This window comes from Clostridium thermopalmarium DSM 5974, assembly GCF_002995795.1.
GTDB classification, from domain to species: domain Bacteria; phylum Bacillota; class Clostridia; order Clostridiales; family Clostridiaceae; genus Clostridium_H; species Clostridium_H thermopalmarium.
Genome location: NZ_PVXN01000004.1, coordinates 41,699 through 61,207 on the forward strand (window position 1 = coordinate 41,699; position 19,509 = coordinate 61,207).

The following is a 19,509-nucleotide window of genomic DNA, read 5'->3' on the forward strand; positions in this document are numbered from 1 at the left end:
TTTTACTATTCTGCTAAATCCTTTTGTTCCTCATCTTCAACCTTATTATTTCCACGTCCATCGGCATATTCTAGCTTAGAAATGGAAACCTCATAGGCAGTTTTAACTACTACTTCATCTCCTATCTTCTTTTGATATTGTCTGCTCTGTAATCTTCCCCATACTTTTATGTTATCTCCAACATTTAAAGTCTTACAAAATCTTGAATTTCTTCCCCAGGATATTGTAGGTATATAGTCAGATTTATTATAAGGTCTATTGACTGCCAATAATATATCCGATATTTCCCTTCCAAATGGGGTAGTCCTATAAACAGGCTCCTTGCATATATATCCATTTAGAAATATTTGGTTTGGGTTTTTACTCTTTTCAATACATGGTTGTATGTCTCTTGCAAATACAGTAAGTATTAATCTGTTAGCTCCATCTATAAATTTGTTATATGATCTAAGTTGCCCTTCTACTACTAGTTCTACCCCCTCCTTTATTTCTATTTCAGTAAGCAACCTTTCTGAAACAGTTACAGGCAAAATATCCTTTGTGTCACTAAGTCTATTTACAGCAAGCTTAAATGTATAAAATCCTTCCCCATACATTTCATGGCTGAATTCAAGCTCCGTTACGCAAGTGCCCTCCAAATAAATTTTGTTGTTTAACATTAGATTGTCCATCTTAACCCCTCTCTCCCTTAGTTTTCTTTTTTACTTATCTTACTGAAATATAATTATTCAAATAATCCTAAAAATATAACATATATTTAGAAAATTATTTTGAATATTGCTCATTTTTGTCTTTTGAAATCCTTTAAAACTTTCTCATTAATTATTTCCATTATAATACAATTAAGAAGTATATTTCAATATAATTTTTTATTTTCCTATAGTTCGTATATTTTTTATTTTGATATTTGTTTTCCTGAGTAATCTATGTAGTAGTCTTTCTTATATATCAAATCTGACACTTTTACAAATTCATATCCTTTGGATTTTAAGCCCTTAATTATCTTTGGCAGAGTTTCTGGAGTGTACTTGGCTCCATTATGAAATAATAAAATAGAACCTGGCCTTGTTTTCTTCATTACTCTATTATACTCTATATCAGCTCCATGCTCCTTCCAATCAATACTATCCACATCCCATTGAATGCAAAAGTGGTTGGTACTTTCCACTATCTTCACAGCCTCTTCATTATATGAACCGGATGGAAATCTAAATATGCTGGTACCAACTCCTATGAGTTTCATAAGCTTTGCATCTGTTGTAGCTATCTCTTGTATTGCTCTATCTTTAGATATATATGTAAAATCCGGGTGATTATTGGAATGGTTTCCTATTTCATGTCCCCTTTTATAAATTTCCTTAACCATATCTGGATATTTATCCACCCAAATCCCAAGTATAAAAAAAGTTGCTTTAACATTATTTTCATCAAGTATATCAAGTATTTTTATTATATTGTCATCTCCCCAATTTGTATCAAATGTAAGAGCTATTTTTTTCTCTTTAGTATCTACACAATATATGGGCAGAGCTTTTTCATTCTCTGTAAAAACTGCAGAGGCTCTAAAAACTGTTATTGCTAAAAATAGTGTAAGAAAAATGCAAGCTACAGTTATTAAAAATATATTTTGTCTTTTAGATCTTTTAAAAAATATTATTATTTTCATATATCTCCTCCTGTTTTTTACAATTGTTCTACTGCATTTATATATAAATAGGAGATGAAATATTACTTGAATTATTGCTTTATTCATAATGTCTTATTGTTTATAGTATAAATAAATATTTTAAGCACCGATTTATTTCGGTGCTTTTTATGATATAATAAAAAAGATATGTTTTAAGAAAACAGACTTTTAAAGGAGTGAGAGATTAGTGTTTAGCAGCACATCTGATTTAGCTGAAGATAAGCTTCTTTTACTTTATTTATTAGAAAAAATAAAACTTCCTATTTCTAATAATCAAATTACTCAAATTATATTAGAGAATAATTTTATCAATTATTTTGCCCTACAGCAATATATAGCAGAACTCATAAATTCTAATTTTATAGACTGTATAGAACAGGATGATAAGCATAGAATAGTCATATCACCTAAAGGATTAAAAGTTTTATCTTTATTTAGAAATAGAATCTCTAAAGATAAAATAAAAGCTGTAGATGAATATCTTATAAAACAGCTTGAAAGTATAAAAAAAGAAATTACCATTTCAGCAGATTATACCATAGAAGGTGACAATTATATAGTTAATTTAAAAGCAATTGAAAATGACTCTATTTTAATCGATCTAAAACTAAACGTAGCCTCAAATAGCCAAGCAAAAGCATTATGTTCCAAATGGAAACAAAATTCTTCAGACATTTATGGTAAGCTTATTAAAGTGCTAATAGACAGTTAAACATATGTCATACCAGTGGGTTCTCCCCCTATGGATATGACTCTTTTATTCTCCTTTTCTACATGAGCTCTTATTAATAAATTATTATAATTATCTCCTACATATATATATTCTCCCACATTTATAATTCCTCTTGGCATTCCTCCTACATTAATTTTTCTTATTTCTTTGTAATTGTTAATATCAACTTTGCTTACGCTTCCGTCCCCAAAATTTGATACAAAACAATATGAAGTGTTTAAATACATGTCTACAGGATATTTACCTACTAGGATTTTATTAAGTAGCCTAAAATTTTTTAATGATAAAACGCTTATATTTCCCCTTATATCAGCCCCCATATTACTCTCGCACACAAGAATATGTTCCCCGTCTACCGTGAATAAAGCCTTAGTTGGATAAGCTCCTACTCTTACTTGAATAATATTTTTTTTATCCTCCAAATCAAGTACAGTTATACTATCGCTTTCAAAATTTGATATAAGCATTAACTTCTTCTTTTTATTAATATCTATGCTGTGAGGTAGATTGCCGCAGGGAATTTCCTCTTCCAATTTCCTGCAACTCAAATTAAATACCATTACATAATTTAACTCGCCGCATATAACATATGCTTTATTTTCATAAACTACTGCATCATTACAGTGCATGCCTATAAAATGGCTTTCTATTTCCTTGCCTTCTTTTATATCAACTATAGAAATTGTATTGCTGTAGTTATTAGATATAATTAACTTATCGTTGTAAGTACATATTCCATGAGGTCCAACTTTATCCATACCGGATAACTTTAAAGAGATTTTATTCTCTTCTTTAAACTCGCTTATATTTACCACAGATATATTATCTGAAGATGTATTGCACACAAATAAGCGACCCATATTCTCACCCCCTCACAGTATAATATGTAACTTCTTATAAATGTGAGATTAAAGGCATTTAACTTTCAAAAAATTTTTATTATGACTATATCTTTATTACCCCTACAATATATGGATGATATAACTTTCCTCTATTTTTTAGAAATATATTTACTGCCTTCTATATAAAATCTCCATAAATAATCCTTTGCCTCCTCCGCATAATCAATGTTTATTCGCTTTGAATACACTGTATTAAACTTTTCTTTATTATCTAATATATATAATCTACTGCCGCATAAGTCCTCTCCATTTAATGTTTTGTCTATGTTCATGGCCATACATAGTTTTCCTGGTCCGTTGGTTAAATTCTTCTTTTGATAAGCAGTAAGTTCTTCATAACTCTTTTTATACCTATTTCTGCTCATCTCTTCTAATCCCTCTATAGGTTCTAATGCTCTAATAAGAACAGCCTGTGGTATGTCCATCTCCGAAGTTACTACATTTACGCAATAGTACATTCCATATATCTGAAATACATATGTATATCCCCCTTCTTTGTACATAACTTCCGTTCTTACTGTTCTTCTTCCTCCATATGAATGTGCTGCTTTATCCTCTATCCCCATATAAGCTTCTACTTCTACTATTCTGCCAATAAGTTTATTTCCTTTATACTCATGAACAAGATATTTTCCCAATAATTCTTTTGCAACCTCTATTGCACTTCTTTTATAAAAGTTTCTTTCTAACTTTTTCATATGTGCTATCCTCCAATTTATACCAAACTTTCTAAACTCTCTAAACTCTTACTCTGCTCTTTATAGCATTGGATTTTCATAATAAAAATTCTCTAAAAATGAACTATTTTTCTTTAACATTTGTTTATTATTTTACATATTATATAGTGATAGGACAAGCCGAGTGTACTATCTCCATAATTATCTCCTAAAAAAAGAAAGGAGGTCTATATATGTCTGACTTACGCCCATACTCATGTTTTGATGATACTCTTTGGATAATAATTTTATTAATCATATTATTCTGCTGCTGTGGCGGCTTTGGTCTAGGATTTGGCAGCTTCTGCGGATTTGGTTCATTTGCTCCAATCTTCTGCTGTTGCTGCTAGTAATCTAATTCAATCTTTAAGCGGTATATTTATATAATATACCGCTTATCTATATATTTTTAAACTTAAATCATTTTATTTAAGTTTAAGATACTAGAAGAATAGCTTTTTTGGTGATATAATCAATTCAAATAGTAATTAGTTAAGGAGTGATGTATTTCTTGTTTAAAAATAAAAAAATACCTTATTTAAGCTTAATACCCATAATTTTAATCACAGCATTGATTTTTAAACTCATCAATAATATTGAGTTTTTAGTCCAAAATTTACGGCTTATTATATCCATTTTAAGCCCATTTTTTTGGGCATTTGGCATAGCATACATATTAAATCCTTTAATGACCTATATTGAGAAAAAGGCTAAATTTAAAAGACCACTGAGCATACTTTTAGTATACTTAATAGTTATTGGTTTTATAACACTTACAGTAACCATTGTTTCTCCTGCTATAGTTAATAATTTAGGGGACTTAGCTCAAAATATGCCTAACTATGTTAGAAAAACTCAAAACTGGTTTGATAACAATCTTTCAAGATTTAATTTGTATAATAATCAAAATTTGATAGACTATGCTCATAAAATTTTAGATGATATAACAGGCAAATTAACTACATCCTTAAATTCTATTTTGAATTTAGCCTTAAATAAAGCTATTGATTTTACTTCATCATTTTTAAAAATGATATTTGGATTTATAATAGCCATATACATATTAAAAGATAAAGAGATTTTTAAAATTAATTCAAAAAAGTTTTTATATGCAACTTTTAATGCTCCTTCAGTTAATTCCTTTTTAATTTTCCTTAATGAAGTAAACACTATATTTTCTAAATATATTATTGGAAAATTTATTGACTCGTTAATAATAGGTATTCTATGTGCTATTGGTCTCAGCATACTTAGAATCCCTTATGCATTGCTAATAAGTTTAATAGTTGGAGTAACAAATATGATACCTTATTTTGGACCATTTATAGGAATGATACCTGGAGTTTTAATAACCTTGTTCTATAGTCCTATAAAAGCACTGTGGGTTCTTATATTTATTTTTGTTCTTCAACAGTTTGACGGCTGGTATCTTGGACCAAAAATACTAGGGGAACAGGTAGGTGTAAGTCCGTTCTGGATTATACTTGCTATAACTCTTGGTGGAGGTACATTTGGTGTACTTGGAATGTTCCTTGGAGTTCCATTTATAGCAATAGTTAAAACAATGGTTGAAAGATTTGTAGATAAACGACTAAACAACAGAAATGCAAAAGATAAGTTAGAAATACGTAATAAATAATCTCAACTATTTTAAATGCACAATGGACAATATATAAATTTCACCAATTTATCATTGTCAATTGTGCATTATTAATTATTTCATTCTTTCTTTTTTAAGCTAAAAACCTAACATTCTAACTTCTGACATTTAGCTCCCTTGGTTTGTTGTTATGATTTTTCTCATGTCCCCTATCATATAAAGAGAACCTGATATTAAAAGCAAATCTCCTTCATTACAATAGTCAATTCCTATTTTATACGCTTCTTCATAGTTTTCAACTGCTTCACAGTTTTCATTGTACTTTTTTACAACCCCCATAAGCTCTGAAGCAAGTTCTGCTCTATCACTATGAGGTGTAACACATATAACTTTTTTAGCCATAGGTGCAATAACTTTTACCATATCTTCCACTTGCTTATCTGATAATATTCCTAAAATTAGTACCATATTTTTATATGATAAATAAGCATTTATACTTTCTTTTAGCTTTTTTATACCATCTATATTATGAGCCCCATCTATTACTACTAAGGGTTCTCTATTTAGGATTTCAAATCTACCTTTCCACTGAATATGTCTTAAAGCACTTAATATAGCCTTTTTTTCTATTTTTATACCCATTTTTATTAATTCTTCAACAGCATAAACTACAGTTGCACAGTTCATAACTTGATGCTTTCCTAAAAGTGACAACTCTATATCATACTGTGAAACGTCTGTATTCACTATTACATTTTGCGTTATGTATTTATCCACCTTAGAATCTATTTTACTTGAAATAATGGCCCTTACATTTTCTCTATATACCTTTACAAGTCTTGATTGCCTCTCTATGCAAATTTTCTCTATTACATCTTCTGCTTCTTTTTCCTGTGGATAGAGCACTATAGGAATTCCTTTTTTTATTATACCAGCTTTTTCATAAGCTATTTTTGATAGAGTATCTCCTAAAATACCCGTATGATCATAACTTATAGAAGTAATTATGCTGAGTACTGGTGTTATCACATTCGTTGAATCTAACCTTCCTCCAAGACCTACCTCAATTACTGCAAAATCTACCTTCTTTTCATAAAAGTACAAAAGTCCTGCACAGGTTATTATTTCAAATTGAGTAGGATTATCATATCCAAGCTCTAGGACTTTATCTACAGCCTCAGAAACCTTTGTAACAACCTTTGCTAAATCATCTTTAGGTATATTAACTCCATTTATCTGTATTCTCTCTTCAAATTCTTCAATATAAGGAGATGTATACATACCAACTTTATATCCAGCTTCTTTTAATATAGATGAAATCATAGCAGTAGTAGAGCCTTTTCCATTAGTTCCTGCAATATGTATGCATTTTAAATCTTTATGAGGGTTTCCTAAAAGCTCAAGTATTTTTTCTGTTCTAGAAAGTCCAAGCTTCATGCTGAATTTAGCTGCGTCTTCAATATAATCTCTAGCCTCTCTATAGTTCATTCCACTTCTCCCCAATTCTTTATTTAATCTCTAACTTTATTTTTTAAAAAACGCCAGCACCTTATCCTCATGCTGACGTTTTTATTGATCTAAGCTATTTTTTAAGATTTTCTATTCTCTTTATAACAGCTTCATACATTTCTTTATACTTTTTACCTTTTTCTCTTTCCTCATTGACAACAGCTTCTGGAGCTTTACTTACAAACTTTTCATTTGCAAGTTTCTTTTCAACTCTAGCTATTTCCTTTTCTAGTTTTTCTTTTTCTTTATTTAATCTTTCTAATTCTTTTTCTATATCTACTAAATCTAAAAGAGGCATAAACATTTCTGCTCCTTTTGTAACTGCAGAAACTGAATTCTCTGGAACTTCATCTTTAGAATCTATAAATACAACTTCAGATGCTGAAGCTAGCTTTTCAAAGTAAATCTTTCCTTCTTCAAAAGCTTCTTTTCCTTCTGATGCATAAATTATAACCTTAGCCTTTCTTGAAGGTGGAACATTCATTTCTGCTCTTACATTTCTTAAAGCCTTAATAGCTTCTATAATGTAATTCATTTGTTCTTCTGTTTTGTCATCCTTTAACTCTCCCTTATATAAAGGCCAAGCAGCAGTTACTATAGTCTTTTCTGAGTTTGGTAAATTTGTATATATTTCTTCAGTTATATAAGGCATTACAGGATGTAATAATTTTAGTCCTGTTTGTAATACTTCATTTAGTACGTTTAGAACTATTCCCTTTGCTTTCTCATCTTCTCCATATAAAACTGGTTTTACAAGCTCAATATACCAATCACAGAATTCATTCCACATAAAGTCATATATCTTTTGTGCTGCAATACCAAGTTCAAATTTATCTATGTTCTCAGACACTTCTTTTACAACTGTATTAACTCTTGACAATATCCACTTATCAGCTATTGTATAATCTTTGCTGTCCTTATACTTATTCATTAATTCTTTATCAAGATTCATCATTACAAATCTTGATGCATTCCAGATCTTATTAGCAAAATTTCTAGCAGCCTCAACCTTTTCTTCATAATATCTAATATCATTTCCTGGAGCATTTCCTGTAATAAGCATAAATCTTAGTGCATCTGCTCCATATTTTTCAATTACTTCAAGTGGGTCAACTCCATTTCCAAGAGACTTAGACATTTTTCTTCCTTGACTATCTCTAACTATACCATGGATTAGAACTGTATCAAATGGTATCTCCCCCATGCTGTGAAGTCCTGAGAATATCATTCTAGCTACCCAGAAGAATATGATATCATATCCAGTAACTAAAGTATTTGTTGGATAAAAATATTTCAAATCCTCTGTTTTTTCTGGATAACCTAAAGTTGAAAATGGCCATAATGCTGAGCTAAACCATGTGTCTAGAACATCTTCATCTTGCTTTAATTTTTCACTATTACATTTACTGCACTTTGTTGGTTCATCAATAGATGCAATTACTTCTCCGCAATCTTGACAATACCAAACTGGGATTCTATGTCCCCACCAAAGCTGTCTTGAAATGCACCAGTCTTGTATGTTCTCCATCCAATTAAAATAGATTTTTGAAAATCTCTCTGGAACAAACTTTATCTTTCCTTCTTTTACAGCCTTTATAGCAGGTTCTGCAAGAGGTTTCATCTTTACATACCACTGCTTAGAAGTTACAGGCTCAATTACTGTGCCGCATCTATCATGAGTTCCAACATTATGAGCATGTTCTTTTACTTTTACTAAATATCCTTGATCTTCTAGGTCTTTTACAATAACTTTTCTTGCTTCGTATCTATCAAGTCCTGAATACTTCCCATAACCATCAGCTATAGTTCCATCTTGATTCATAATAACTATCTGTGGAAGATCATGTCTCTTTCCTACTTCGTAGTCATTAGGATCATGAGCCGGTGTTATCTTAACTGCTCCTGTTCCAAATTCCATATCAACATACTCATCTGCAATTATAGGAAGTTCTCTTCCTACAAGAGGTAATGTTAACTTCTTGCCTATTAAATGAGCATATCTTATATCGTTAGGATTAACTGCAACTGCTGTATCTCCAAGCATAGTTTCTGGTCTTGTTGTAGCAATTTCCAAATACTCGTTACTATCTTTAACAGGGTATTTTATATGCCAGAAATGTCCATTCTTCTCTTCATACTCTATTTCTGCATCTGAAATAGCAGTTTGACACTTAGGACACCAGTTAACTATTCTATTCCCTTTATAAATTAATCCTTCATTATATAAATCAACAAATACCTGTCTAACTGCTTTACTTAGTCCTTCATCCATAGTGAATCTTTCTCTAGTATAGTCAGCAGAAATTCCAAGTTTTTTGTATTGTGTCTTTATTCTTTCTCTATACTTATCTGACCATTCCCATACTTTTTCTAGGAAAGCTTCTCTTCCCATCTTTTTCTTCTCTAAACCTTGTTTTAAAAGTTCTTTTTCAACTTTAACTTCAGTTGCAATACTTGCATGATCTTCTCCTGGAAGCCATAATGTGCTGTAGCCCTGCATCCTCTTTGTTCTTATTAAAAAGTCTTGAAGTGTACCATCTAAAGCATGCCCTAAGTGAAGCTGTCCTGTTATATTTGGCGGTGGCATCATTATTGTATAAGGCTTTTTATTTTTATCCACTTCTGGAGTAAAGTATTTATTTTCTTCCCAATTTCTATAAATTCTCTCCTCAAATTCTTTAGGATCGTACGTTTTTGCAATGTTTACTTCCGACATGATTTATCCTCCTTTAATGTGTTATATAAATTTCTTATTTAAAATACACTCAAAATAAATTTAGTTTAAAGTCTATACCCTTTCTGCCTTAACCTTATTTTAGTGTTGTGTATACATTTTTTATAAAACAAAAAAGCACTGTTCATCCTAAAGGACGACAGTGCGCGTTACCACCTTAATTCTTGAAACATTTAAATATTCAAGCACTCATTAAATTAACGATGTGATCCACCGTCTTTATCTACTCCTATTTCGATAAAGAAGCTCCAAAGCTACCTTCAAGATAATTCGTATGGAAAACTTTTCAGCCTACGAGTTTTCCTCTCTTTATAATACTCCTATATCTTTACTCCTCTTCTTCTTTGCTTTTTACATAAATTTAATTATTTTTTATTATACCTTTATTTTTTTAACTGTCAAGACTTTTCCTTATCTTTCACTTATTCAATTCAAAAAGAATATTGTAATAATAGGAAAAAATTTTTTATAAATATATACTATCTCTCAATTCAGCTTCTTAAAATAACTAAAAAATGGGGTTATCGTTATGAAAGACAAAGATATAGATCTCTTAGGGTTAGACCTTCAAGGCTCTAAATTAATTCATCGTGGCAAAAAAGAATTAATTTACCTAATGCCCGATAATAAAATAATAAAGTTCTGCAAAAATGTTGATGAATGCAGACGTGAATATCTTATATTGAGGTACTGTCAAAATAATAAATACTTTCCCAAAGTTTATTCATATAGAATGGGTTATATAATAAGAGAATATATAGATGGAGTGTGCTTGATTGATTATATAAAGAAAAACAGTTTAGATGAATCATTAGCCCTCTCATTAGTGGATCTTATTGAAAACTTTCAACTCCTTGGCTTTACACGTCTGGATACCGGCATTTCACATATATTCATAACCGAAAATGGGCAGTTAAAAGTGATTGGACTAAAAAACAATTATCATAGAAAAGAAAAATATCCTAAGCACATGATTTCAGGCCTTAGAAAACTTAAGGTTTCTAAAAAATTTTTTAAAATATTAAAACATTCTAGGCCTGAATTATACGAAAAGTGGAAAAAATAAGGAAGCTATTTTAACTTCCTTATTTTACTTCAAATCATCAAGTCTAACTCATTTATACTATACTTTGCACTTTAGAACTTACTCCAAGTGAAGTACTTTTCAACACAATTATTATTAAATTAAAAAGCAGCATGACTACTCACCCCTTTTAATCATATAACATATATTATTTTATAACATAAAATATTTATTTAAGGGGGGAATAAAATTGAAGAAAAAATTGCTAAATATATTCTTAACAATAATACTAATAATAAGTTCCTTAGGATTAGCTGGATGCGGTAAAGATAGAAACTCAGGTTTGCAAAAGGTTAGATTAAATGAAGTTGTTCGTTCTACTTTCTATGCTCCTATGTATGTAGCATTAAGCAAAGGTTTCTTTGAAGAAGAAGGATTAGAGATTGAACTTTCTACAGGACAAGGAGCAGATAAGACAATGCAGCAAGTTTTATCTGGCGCAGTTGATATTGGCTTTAGTGGACCAGAGCAAGTAATTTACATTTATAATCAAGGCAGAGAAGATATGCCTATAGTGTTTGCTCAATTAACTCAAACTGATGGATCCTTTCTAGTTGGTAGAAAGCCTGAAGAAAACTTTGACTGGAAATCTCTAAAGGGTAAAACCATTATTGGAGGAAGGCCGGGAGGAGTTCCTCAAATGGCTCTCGAATATGCATTAAAGTTAAATGGTTTAGATCCTAATAAGGATGTAAAATTTGTAACTAACTTAGACTTTACTGCTACATCTGGAGCCTTTAAATCAGGTACTGGAGATTATGTAGCTTTATTTGAGCCTACTGCAAGCATGCTTGAAAAAGACAAATCAGGATATATAGTAGGATCTATAGGAAAAGAAGCCGGAAATATTGCATATACCTGCTTCTATGCAACAGAATCATATATAAAGAAAAATCCTGAAATAATACAAAAATTCACTAATGCAATTTACAAAGGTCAACAATGGTTTGCTTCCCACAGCGATAAAGAAGTGGCTGAATCCATTATTTCCTTCTTCCCAGGAAGTGACATTGATATTGTTACTAATGTTATAAAAAATTATAGGAAAATAAATGCTATTGCATCTGATCCGACTATAAATGAAGCAGATTTAAATAAATTGATGGATATTATTCAAGGATATAAAGCAGACCTAATAAAAGTAAGACCTGCTTTTAATGAAATTGTTGATAATTCATTTGCTGAAAAGGCAATGAAAAATAAGTAAAGTTAAGCCCTACATCTAAGTATGTAGGGCTACTTACTTTGTATATATTTTAACAAATACGTGGTAAACCTTCACCATAAAGCACATCTAAAACCCTGTTGCCATTTAAGGTTGTAATCATATTTACCCCTTTTCCTTCTACAATGCTTCCAATAATTTTTGCATTTTCACCATATTTACTTCCTCTTATCACATCTAAAGCTCTTTTTGCTTCATTTCTTGGCACTACTGCAATCATTTTACCTTCATTAGCCATATAAAGTGGATCTAATCCTAAAATACTGCAAAAACCTTTAACCTCACTGCTAACAGGAATATCTTTTTCATATATTTCAACTGCACAAGAGGAGCTTTCTCCAATTTCATTTAATACTGTGGCAAGGCCGCCACGGGTTACATCTCTCATACAATGAATATGTATACCCTCATCAATTAAATTTTTAACTATGGTATGTAATGGAGCACAATCGCTGGCTATATTATTCTCTATTCCCATTCTGCTGGATATTATTGCTGCATGATGTTCGCCTAAGTTCCCAGAGAGTATTATAGCATCACCTATATTACAATTTGAAGAACTGATACCTTTCTGTATAATCTCGCCAATACCAGATGTGTTAATATAAATTCCTCCATTGCCTTCGATAACCTTTGTATCTCCTGCAACGATTTTAATTCCTGCTTCTTCCCCTGCCATCTTCATAGAATAGGCAATTTTTTCAATAGTTTCTATTTCTGCTCCTTCCTCAATAATAAAACCAGCTGTAAGATACTTTGGAACTGCTCCCATCATAGAAAGATCATTTACTGTTCCACAAACAGCAATCTTTCCTATGTCTCCTCCATTAAAAAATAAGGGTGTTACTACAAATGAATCAGTAGTATAGGCTATATTTCCTTTTATATTGATCACTGCAGCATCTTCTAATTTATTTAGTATTTCATTATCAAAATGTCTTAAAAATATATCATTGATTAATTTACTTGTTTGCTTTCCTCCGCTTCCATGAGACATATCTATCTTCATCATTAGTCCCCCCTATTTCTGTACCAAATTCCACAGGCACCTTCTGATGATACCATGCAAGGTCCTATGGCATTTAGTGGTGTGCAAACCTTACTAAACAAAGGACAATCCACAGGATTAATTCGTCCTAATATAACATCTCTACATCTGCATCCATTTGGTATAATCTCAAATTCTTCCTTAAAATCACCTTCTATTCCAAAGTGAGCATATTTCTCTTTAAGCTTGAAACCGGAATCTTTTATTATACCAATGCCTCTCCAATAATCATCTGATATTTCAAAGTATTTGTTAATTAAAATCTTAGCCTTTATATTTCCTTCTTCAGATACAGCACTTATGTACATATTCTTCATGTTATATTTATCAGTTGAAAGTTGATGAACTATTTCATAAATAGCAGCTAATATATGTTCTCCTTCAAATCCAGACACTACAAAGGGTTTACCATATTTATTTGCTAAATCTTTATAGATAGATGCACCTGTAATAACAGTAACATGTCCCGGGCATAAGAAAGCATCTATATCCTTTTCATTTTCACAAATATAATTCATGGCTGGAATTATTGTTTTAATTGACGTTAAAAGCTTTAGATTATTTATTTTTTTATTTATAATTTCCTCAATTAATAATGCATATATTGGCGCTGTAGTTTCAAAGCCAACGGCTGCAAAAACAAAGTTAGTGTCCCTATTCTCCATAGCAAGGTTAATAGCCATAAGCGGTGAATATAGTATTTTTACTTTACCGCCTAAAGCCTTAGCTTCAGTTAGTGATAGTCTACTTCCTTTTACTTTCATCATATCTCCAAATGTTAAAACACACCAATTCTCTTTTAGAGAATAATCTATTAGCTTGTCTATATATGCAGAAGAAGTTACACATACAGGACAACCTGGTCCTGAAATCAACTGTATTTTAGGAGATATTAAACTTCTAATTCCATTCTTAAATATGCTGGAGGTATGAGTTCCACAAACCTCCATAATTTTAATTTTCTTTCCATCATAGTTCTTTAATTCATTTCTAACTTCTTGGAGAGTCTTCATATGTAATCTCCTCCAGCTCCCTAAATAATTCTATCATCTCCTGAGCTAAATCTTTCTTTAGGACTTCGATTACACATCCTGCATGAACCAAAGCATAATCTCCTACCTTAGCATCAACCAATTGAATATTAGCCTCACATATATTTCCCATAACTTCAACTTTAGCTCTACTGCCATTAATCTCTATAACCTTTCCTGGTACTGCAACGCACATATTTTTCACCTCATCAATCCAATAAAGGTTTGTCCCAAGCTAATGCATCCATCATTAGGTGGAACTTTTCTATTTATGTAAACATTAAAGCCTTTTTCTCTTAAAATTTTTAATGCTTCTTCTAATAAAATTGTGTTTTGGAATACTCCTCCGCTTAAAGCAACAGTATTTACCTTTTCCTCATCCCTTATAATTTGGCAGACATTTAATATTAAGTCCGCAACAGCATAATGAAATCCAAGAGCTAAAGAACCTTTGTCTTCATTTTCCCTCAATCTGCATATATCTTCTAAAACTGGTTTTGGATCTATTTCTATAATTCTGCTATTTTCCTTTATAGAAAATTGAAATCTCTGAATTTTAACATTTTTCTTTTTAGCCAAAAAAGCTTCCTTTTCCAATTCAATAGCACATTGTCCCTCATAATGATTTTCATGCTGTATATTTAAAATAGATGAAACTGCATCAAATAATCTTCCCATGCTTGAGGATAAAACAGTATTTATATTATTTTTTATTGCTGCCTCTATTATATCACTTCTGTCATCCTTTATATATTCTCTCAGATCCGAACTTATGAGAAAGCAGGTAGCTGTCTTTCTCCCATCCTTCATAGAATCATCGCCGCCTAATATAGGTGTATAACTTAAATGTGCTTTTCTTTGAAAATCAGAACCATTACAAACTAAAAATTCTCCTCCCCAGATATTGCCGTCTGTTCCATAGCCTGTACCATCAAAGGCAACTCCTATAACCCTTTCTTTTAAATTATGCTCTGCCATTACTGATGCAATGTGGGCATGATGATGCTGAACATATACTAAAGGAATTCTAAGTGTTTTTGCATACTTTGATGAAAAATAATTAGGATGTAAGTCGCAAACAGCCATATTAGGTTGGATTTTCATTAGTTTTGATAGATCTTTAACTGATTCCTTATATCTATCTAAAACTGTTTTCTCCTCTAAATCGCCAAAATATTGTGATACAACAGCACTACCATTTTTATAAAGACAAAAGGCAGCTTTTAAATCACTACCGGCAGCAAAAATCTGTAATTTCTTATTCTTGGGAAGAAAGATAGGGTAAGGAACGTATCCTCTACTTCTTCTGATTAGCTGAGGCTTTTTATCAATAATCTTTGATACAGAATCATCTACAGAACGTAGAATTTTTCTTTTATTATACAATACTCCTTGCAAATATGGTGAATCTATATGCAAAATTTCAGAATCATCCTTTATTATAGATTTTCCTGATATATTTGCACTGGTCATAATAAGCGGACCACATTTTTTTGTAAGCAGTATATGTAAAGGTGTATAAGGTAAAAAAGCACCACAATATATACTACCCTTATTTGTTGAGTATGCCATACTTTCATCTTTTCTATAGAGTAACACAATAGGTCGTGCCTTGGACTGTAACAGATCTTTTTCCTCATTAGATACAAAACAATATTTTTCTATAGAATTTATATCTGGAAACATTACTGCAAATGGTTTCTCTTCTCTTCCCTTTAACTTTCTTAAATTTTCTACAGTACTTTCCATAAAAGGAGAGCATGAAAAATGGTATCCACCTATACCCTTTACTCCAATTATTCCACCAGAATTTATTATATCTACAGCCTTCTCAAAGGCATTTTCATCAGTAAGATTATCAAATATCAAATAAGGGCCACAGTCGTTACAGGATATGGTCTGAGCATGAAATCTTCTGCTGTCAGGTGAAGTATATTCTTTCTTACAGGAAGAACACATTTCAAAATCCTTCATGGTAGTGTTATCCCTATCATATGGAAGTTTCTCTATTATAGTGTATCTCGGTCCACATGCAGCACAGCTTATAAATGGATTTTTAAAGCGTCTATCACCGACTTTTAATAATTCCTCTTCACATTTTTGACAAATAGATATATCTGGAGGAATTATGGAAACCTCATCATTCACATCGCTTTCAATTATATTAAATCCATTGAATTTATCTTCTTTTACGTCTTCTATTTCTATATGAACAATTTCACCTTTATTATCTTCATTTGTTTTTATATCATATAAAAAGTTATTAAAATCTTTTATATGTGACTGAGCTACTATCTCAACTACTCCACCAATATTTTTTACTGTTCCTTTTATATTATTTTTTTGAGCCATATGATAAACAAAAGGTCGGAAACCGACCCCTTGTACAATTCCCCAAACCCTTATCTTTTTTGTTATGAGTTTATTTTCTCTGTTATCCATGAAATCACCTGGTCAAATCCTTCACCTGTTTTACAGGATACCTTTATAACTGGCGCTTTTTTGTTTAACGCTCTAACACCATTCATAAAGAAATTCTCATCAAAATCTACATAGGGTAAAAGGTCACATTTATTTAGTATAATAATATCTGCCTTTTCAAAGGCAAGAGGATATTTATATGGCTTGTCACTGCCTTCTGTTACAGTTGAAATAAGCATTTTAGCATGTTCTCCTATTTGAAATTCAGCAGGACACACTAAGTTACCTATATTTTCAATGAATAATATACCCTCTTTAATATTCAGCTTCTCTACTGCATCTCCAATCATAGGAGAATCAAGATGACAAGCTCCTCCTGTATTTATCTGTACAGTTTCTACTCCTAGAGATAAAAGTGTCTTTGTATCATAATCAGCCTCAATATCTCCTTCAATAACATAAGGCTTTATATTTTTAAGTTTTTTTATAATTTCTATTAAAGTTGAAGTTTTTCCAGCTCCAGGAGATCCCATAACATTTATAGCAAATATGCCTCTTTTAGTAAGTGAAGAATTTATTTTTTTAGCTACTTCATCATTTTTGTCATATACAGATTGCATTATTTCTATTTCTTTCTTCTCTGACATAATAAGACTCCTATTCTATTTCTATAGATTTTATATAAAATTCTTTTCCTATTTCTGTTGGAATCCCATCTCCACTGCATATAGGACATTGAAATGAAAAAACCTTTCTCTCAAAAAGTTCTCCACATCTAGTACACTTGAGCTTAGGCTTTACCCTTTCAATATTAAGCTTTGCTTTGCTACAAAGGCTTCCTTCTGCAATAATTTCAAAATATAATTCAATGGAGCTTGCTACATAACCTGAGTAATCTCCTACTATTAAATTAATTTGCTTTACTTGTTTACCATTATTTTTATTTGCAAATTCTTCTGCAATTTCAATTATCCTTTTTGTTATAGGATATTCATGCATTTGTATACTCATCCCTTACGGCTTCTAGTGATGGAGCAGTATATTGGTTCTCCATATGCAGACACTTTTTAGGACAAGCTTCGCAGCAATAGTTACATTGAATGCATTTAAATCTATCAATGGTCCAAAAAGACTTTTCCCTTTCAACTTTAATGGCTTCTGTAGGGCAGCGTCTTTGACATAATCCACAAAATATACACTGAGAAATATTAATTTCAATTTTACCCCTTGTATTTTTAAAAGCATCTTTTTTATCTAAAGAATAATTTTTTATATATGGTCCATGAAACACACTCTTAAACAAGGTTTTAGTTATAGTTAAAATGGACATTTTTCTCCCTCCTTCACTGTCATTATCTTTCTGTACAACTTATACAAGGGTCCATTGAAACGATTAATACAGGCACATCTGCAAGGGCACATCCCTTTAGTGTTTCCAGTAAAGCAGGAAGGTTAGCAAAGGTAGGAGTTCGAACTCTAACTCTATCTAGAAACTTTGTTCCATTTGCTTTTACATAATATAAAACCTCACCCCTTGGCTGCTCTAATCTTATAAAGCTTTCCCCTTTTGGATTACCTTTTACTTTAATACTTATATCTCCCTTTGGAATTAAGGAAATACATTGTTTAATTATGTCAATGGATTGAAAAACTTCTTTTATTCTAACCCACATTCTTGCATAACAATCTCCAGAGGTTTCAGTAATAGGCTCAAATTTAATATTTCTATATGCTCCATAGCCTAAAGTTCTCATGTCTATACTATTTCCGCTTCCTCTTGCCATAGGACCAACTGCTCCTAATTCATAAGCCATCTCTTTAGATAAAATTCCTACTCCTTTAGTCCTATGCTTTACAGAGGAATCTTTTAAAAACACCTTGGTAATATCTTCTATTTCATCTTTAAGTTTATCTAAAATATCATCAATTTTTCTTAGCATTTCTGAATCTATATCTTTTCTAACTCCACCAATATCACAAACAGAAAATATTACTCTTCCTCCTGTGGTTTCCTCAAATATATCAAGTATTTGTTCTCGTAGTCTCCAGGAATGCATAAAAAGGCTCTCAAACCCAAAGGCGTCTGCTGCAAGTCCAAGCCATAAGAGATGACTGTGTATTCTTGATAATTCTGCCCATATAGTTCTTAAAAATTCTGCTCTCTCGGGAATTTTTACTCCCATTATATCTTCTATAGCCATACAATAACCCATACCATGCATAAAAGAGCATATACCACAAACTCTTTCTGCAACAAATACATATTGTTGAAAATCTTTCTTTTCCACAAGTTTTTCAAGTCCTCTATGAACATATCCTATACTTGGTATTGCCTCTATAACAGTTTCATCCTCTAAAACTAAGTCAAGATGTATAGGCTCAGGAAGAACCGGATGTTGAGGACCAAATGGAATTACAGTTCTTGTGCCCATTATTTGTCCTCCTTTTTTATATTAAAAGGTGCTTTCTTAGCGATTTTATAAAAACTATCCTTATAGTCTAAAGAAATGCCATTTATTTTAACATCAAAAAGCTCTTTTATTTCGTTTTCATATAAAAAGGCATAAGGATAAATGCTTGTAATGCTCTCAACTTCAACTTCTGAATCAATATTTAATCTCAAATGAAAAAAGTCAAATTCCTTATCAAAAGAATAGGTCAATTCTATGCCATCTTTATAAGTGCATGAAATTGCAACAAGACGGTAACCTTTATTTTTTATTCTCAAAACATCCCCTAGAAGTTCATGTGGCAAAATATTGTATATATGTTGTCTAACTGCATTTTCTTCAATTATTCTTTGTTCCATTACAATCACT

At 31.2% G+C, this 19,509-nt stretch carries 20 protein-coding genes and 1 other annotated feature; of the genes, 5 read left to right on the forward strand and 15 right to left on the reverse strand.

The genetic code is table 11. The features are described 5' to 3' along the window. Window positions 1-5: 5 nt before the first annotated feature. The gene (locus CPAL_RS00470) at window positions 6-671 is read right to left on the reverse strand and encodes a single-stranded DNA-binding protein (protein ID WP_061857098.1); all 666 of its coding nucleotides are present in this window, start codon (window positions 669-671) and stop codon (window positions 6-8) included. A gap of 224 nt (window positions 672-895) precedes the next feature. Further along, the gene (gene pdaB / locus CPAL_RS00475; RefSeq protein WP_061857099.1) at window positions 896-1,666 is read right to left on the reverse strand and encodes a polysaccharide deacetylase family sporulation protein PdaB; all 771 of its coding nucleotides are present in this window, start codon (window positions 1,664-1,666) and stop codon (window positions 896-898) included. Window positions 1,667-1,874: 208 nt separating this feature from the next. Between pdaB and CPAL_RS00480 the strand changes: the two genes are divergently transcribed. Continuing rightward, window positions 1,875-2,399, forward strand: coding sequence for a DUF4364 family protein (locus CPAL_RS00480; protein WP_106023848.1), 525 nt, complete (start codon window positions 1,875-1,877; stop codon window positions 2,397-2,399). Here the strand turns inward: CPAL_RS00480 and CPAL_RS00485 are convergent. Next, window positions 2,396-3,280, reverse strand: a complete 885-nt coding sequence (locus CPAL_RS00485; RefSeq protein ID WP_106023849.1) for a YncE family protein — start codon at window positions 3,278-3,280, stop codon at window positions 2,396-2,398. The genes CPAL_RS00480 and CPAL_RS00485 overlap by 4 nt on opposite strands. Window positions 3,281-3,411: 131 nt before the next feature. After that, window positions 3,412-4,020, reverse strand: coding sequence for a DNA-3-methyladenine glycosylase (locus tag CPAL_RS00490; RefSeq protein WP_106023850.1), 609 nt, complete (start codon window positions 4,018-4,020; stop codon window positions 3,412-3,414). Window positions 4,021-4,232: 212 nt separating this feature from the next. On the opposite strand from CPAL_RS00490, the gene CPAL_RS13795 reads away from it, so the two are divergent. Continuing rightward, window positions 4,233-4,388 carry a hypothetical protein gene (locus CPAL_RS13795; protein ID WP_165815370.1) on the forward strand — a complete coding sequence of 52 codons (156 nt, stop codon included), beginning with the start codon at window positions 4,233-4,235 and terminating at the stop codon, window positions 4,386-4,388. 161 nt (window positions 4,389-4,549) lie between these two features. Then, window positions 4,550-5,677, forward strand: coding sequence for an AI-2E family transporter (locus CPAL_RS00495; RefSeq protein ID WP_106023851.1), 1,128 nt, complete (start codon window positions 4,550-4,552; stop codon window positions 5,675-5,677). A gap of 129 nt (window positions 5,678-5,806) precedes the next feature. Here the strand turns inward: CPAL_RS00495 and CPAL_RS00500 are convergent, their stop codons facing one another. Both CPAL_RS00500 and CPAL_RS00505 read right to left on the reverse strand, forming a co-directional pair. After that, on the reverse strand, window positions 5,807-7,126 hold the full coding sequence (locus CPAL_RS00500) for a bifunctional folylpolyglutamate synthase/dihydrofolate synthase (RefSeq protein ID WP_106023852.1): 1,320 nt from the start codon (window positions 7,124-7,126) through the stop codon (window positions 5,807-5,809). A 94-nt stretch (window positions 7,127-7,220) separates the two neighbouring features. After that, complete coding sequence (locus CPAL_RS00505) at window positions 7,221-9,863, reverse strand: valine--tRNA ligase (RefSeq protein ID WP_106023853.1); 2,643 nt, start codon at window positions 9,861-9,863, stop codon at window positions 7,221-7,223. Between the two features lie 147 nt (window positions 9,864-10,010). After that, window positions 10,011-10,235, reverse strand: a binding site (T-box leader). A 175-nt stretch (window positions 10,236-10,410) separates the two neighbouring features. On the opposite strand from CPAL_RS00505, the gene CPAL_RS00510 reads away from it, so the two are divergent. Together CPAL_RS00510 and CPAL_RS00515 are read left to right on the forward strand one after the other, a co-directional pair. Then, window positions 10,411-10,947: an RIO2 family protein gene (locus CPAL_RS00510; protein ID WP_061857106.1), complete on the forward strand. Its 537-nt coding sequence runs from the start codon at window positions 10,411-10,413 to the stop codon at window positions 10,945-10,947. A 208-nt stretch (window positions 10,948-11,155) separates the two neighbouring features. Then, window positions 11,156-12,172 (forward strand): ABC transporter substrate-binding protein, encoded by a 1,017-nt coding sequence (locus CPAL_RS00515; RefSeq protein WP_106023854.1) that lies wholly within the window; start codon window positions 11,156-11,158, stop codon window positions 12,170-12,172. Window positions 12,173-12,221: 49 nt separating this feature from the next. Here CPAL_RS00515 and hypE read toward each other — a convergent pair whose 3' ends face one another. The 9 genes from hypE to CPAL_RS00560 are packed head-to-tail and all read right to left on the reverse strand — an operon-like array spanning window position 12,222 to window position 19,499. Further along, complete coding sequence (gene hypE / locus CPAL_RS00520; RefSeq protein ID WP_061857108.1) at window positions 12,222-13,199, reverse strand: hydrogenase expression/formation protein HypE; 978 nt, start codon at window positions 13,197-13,199, stop codon at window positions 12,222-12,224. A gap of 2 nt (window positions 13,200-13,201) precedes the next feature. Further along, the gene (gene hypD / locus CPAL_RS00525) at window positions 13,202-14,251 is read right to left on the reverse strand and encodes a hydrogenase formation protein HypD (RefSeq protein ID WP_061857109.1); all 1,050 of its coding nucleotides are present in this window, start codon (window positions 14,249-14,251) and stop codon (window positions 13,202-13,204) included. Then, window positions 14,229-14,465, reverse strand: coding sequence for a HypC/HybG/HupF family hydrogenase formation chaperone (locus tag CPAL_RS00530; protein WP_106023855.1), 237 nt, complete (start codon window positions 14,463-14,465; stop codon window positions 14,229-14,231). Before CPAL_RS00530 ends, hypD begins: the two co-directional genes overlap by 23 nt. 5 nt (window positions 14,466-14,470) lie before the next feature. Continuing rightward, window positions 14,471-16,711: a carbamoyltransferase HypF gene (hypF, locus tag CPAL_RS00535; protein WP_106023856.1), complete on the reverse strand. Its 2,241-nt coding sequence runs from the start codon at window positions 16,709-16,711 to the stop codon at window positions 14,471-14,473. Further along, window positions 16,684-17,337 carry a hydrogenase nickel incorporation protein HypB gene (gene hypB / locus CPAL_RS00540; protein WP_061857112.1) on the reverse strand — a complete coding sequence of 218 codons (654 nt, stop codon included), beginning with the start codon at window positions 17,335-17,337 and terminating at the stop codon, window positions 16,684-16,686. The genes hypF and hypB overlap by 28 nt, the downstream gene beginning before the upstream one ends. Before the next feature lie 10 nt (window positions 17,338-17,347). Continuing rightward, on the reverse strand, window positions 17,348-17,689 hold the full coding sequence (gene hypA, locus CPAL_RS00545) for a hydrogenase maturation nickel metallochaperone HypA (protein ID WP_061857113.1): 342 nt from the start codon (window positions 17,687-17,689) through the stop codon (window positions 17,348-17,350). Further along, the gene (locus CPAL_RS00550; protein ID WP_061857114.1) at window positions 17,682-18,020 is read right to left on the reverse strand and encodes a 4Fe-4S dicluster domain-containing protein; all 339 of its coding nucleotides are present in this window, start codon (window positions 18,018-18,020) and stop codon (window positions 17,682-17,684) included. Before CPAL_RS00550 ends, hypA begins: the two co-directional genes overlap by 8 nt. Window positions 18,021-18,042: 22 nt before the next feature. Further along, on the reverse strand, window positions 18,043-19,122 hold the full coding sequence (locus tag CPAL_RS00555) for a hydrogenase large subunit (RefSeq protein WP_061857115.1): 1,080 nt from the start codon (window positions 19,120-19,122) through the stop codon (window positions 18,043-18,045). Then, complete coding sequence (locus CPAL_RS00560) at window positions 19,122-19,499, reverse strand: NADH-quinone oxidoreductase subunit C (protein WP_061857116.1); 378 nt, start codon at window positions 19,497-19,499, stop codon at window positions 19,122-19,124. The genes CPAL_RS00555 and CPAL_RS00560 overlap by 1 nt, the downstream gene beginning before the upstream one ends. Window positions 19,500-19,509 lie beyond the last annotated feature (10 nt).

Coding starts and splice junctions, on each gene's coding strand:
- CPAL_RS00470 (WP_061857098.1), bottom strand. CDS start 671: ATGGACAATCTAATGTTAAACAACAAAATTTATTTGGAGGGCACTTGC.
- pdaB (WP_061857099.1), bottom strand. CDS start 1,666: ATGAAAATAATAATATTTTTTAAAAGATCTAAAAGACAAAATATATTT.
- CPAL_RS00485 (WP_106023849.1), bottom strand. CDS start 3,280: ATGGGTCGCTTATTTGTGTGCAATACATCTTCAGATAATATATCTGTG.
- CPAL_RS00490 (WP_106023850.1), bottom strand. CDS start 4,020: ATGAAAAAGTTAGAAAGAAACTTTTATAAAAGAAGTGCAATAGAGGTT.
- CPAL_RS13795 (WP_165815370.1), top strand. CDS start 4,233: ATGTCTGACTTACGCCCATACTCATGTTTTGATGATACTCTTTGGATA.
- CPAL_RS00500 (WP_106023852.1), bottom strand. CDS start 7,126: ATGAACTATAGAGAGGCTAGAGATTATATTGAAGACGCAGCTAAATTC.
- CPAL_RS00505 (WP_106023853.1), bottom strand. CDS start 9,863: ATGTCGGAAGTAAACATTGCAAAAACGTACGATCCTAAAGAATTTGAG.
- CPAL_RS00510 (WP_061857106.1), top strand. CDS start 10,411: ATGAAAGACAAAGATATAGATCTCTTAGGGTTAGACCTTCAAGGCTCT.
- hypE (WP_061857108.1), bottom strand. CDS start 13,199: ATGAAGATAGATATGTCTCATGGAAGCGGAGGAAAGCAAACAAGTAAA.
- hypD (WP_061857109.1), bottom strand. CDS start 14,251: ATGAAGACTCTCCAAGAAGTTAGAAATGAATTAAAGAACTATGATGGA.
- CPAL_RS00530 (WP_106023855.1), bottom strand. CDS start 14,465: ATGTGCGTTGCAGTACCAGGAAAGGTTATAGAGATTAATGGCAGTAGA.
- hypF (WP_106023856.1), bottom strand. CDS start 16,711: ATGGATAACAGAGAAAATAAACTCATAACAAAAAAGATAAGGGTTTGG.
- hypB (WP_061857112.1), bottom strand. CDS start 17,337: ATGTCAGAGAAGAAAGAAATAGAAATAATGCAATCTGTATATGACAAA.
- hypA (WP_061857113.1), bottom strand. CDS start 17,689: ATGCATGAATATCCTATAACAAAAAGGATAATTGAAATTGCAGAAGAA.
- CPAL_RS00550 (WP_061857114.1), bottom strand. CDS start 18,020: ATGTCCATTTTAACTATAACTAAAACCTTGTTTAAGAGTGTGTTTCAT.
- CPAL_RS00555 (WP_061857115.1), bottom strand. CDS start 19,122: ATGGGCACAAGAACTGTAATTCCATTTGGTCCTCAACATCCGGTTCTT.
- CPAL_RS00560 (WP_061857116.1), bottom strand. CDS start 19,499: ATGGAACAAAGAATAATTGAAGAAAATGCAGTTAGACAACATATATAC.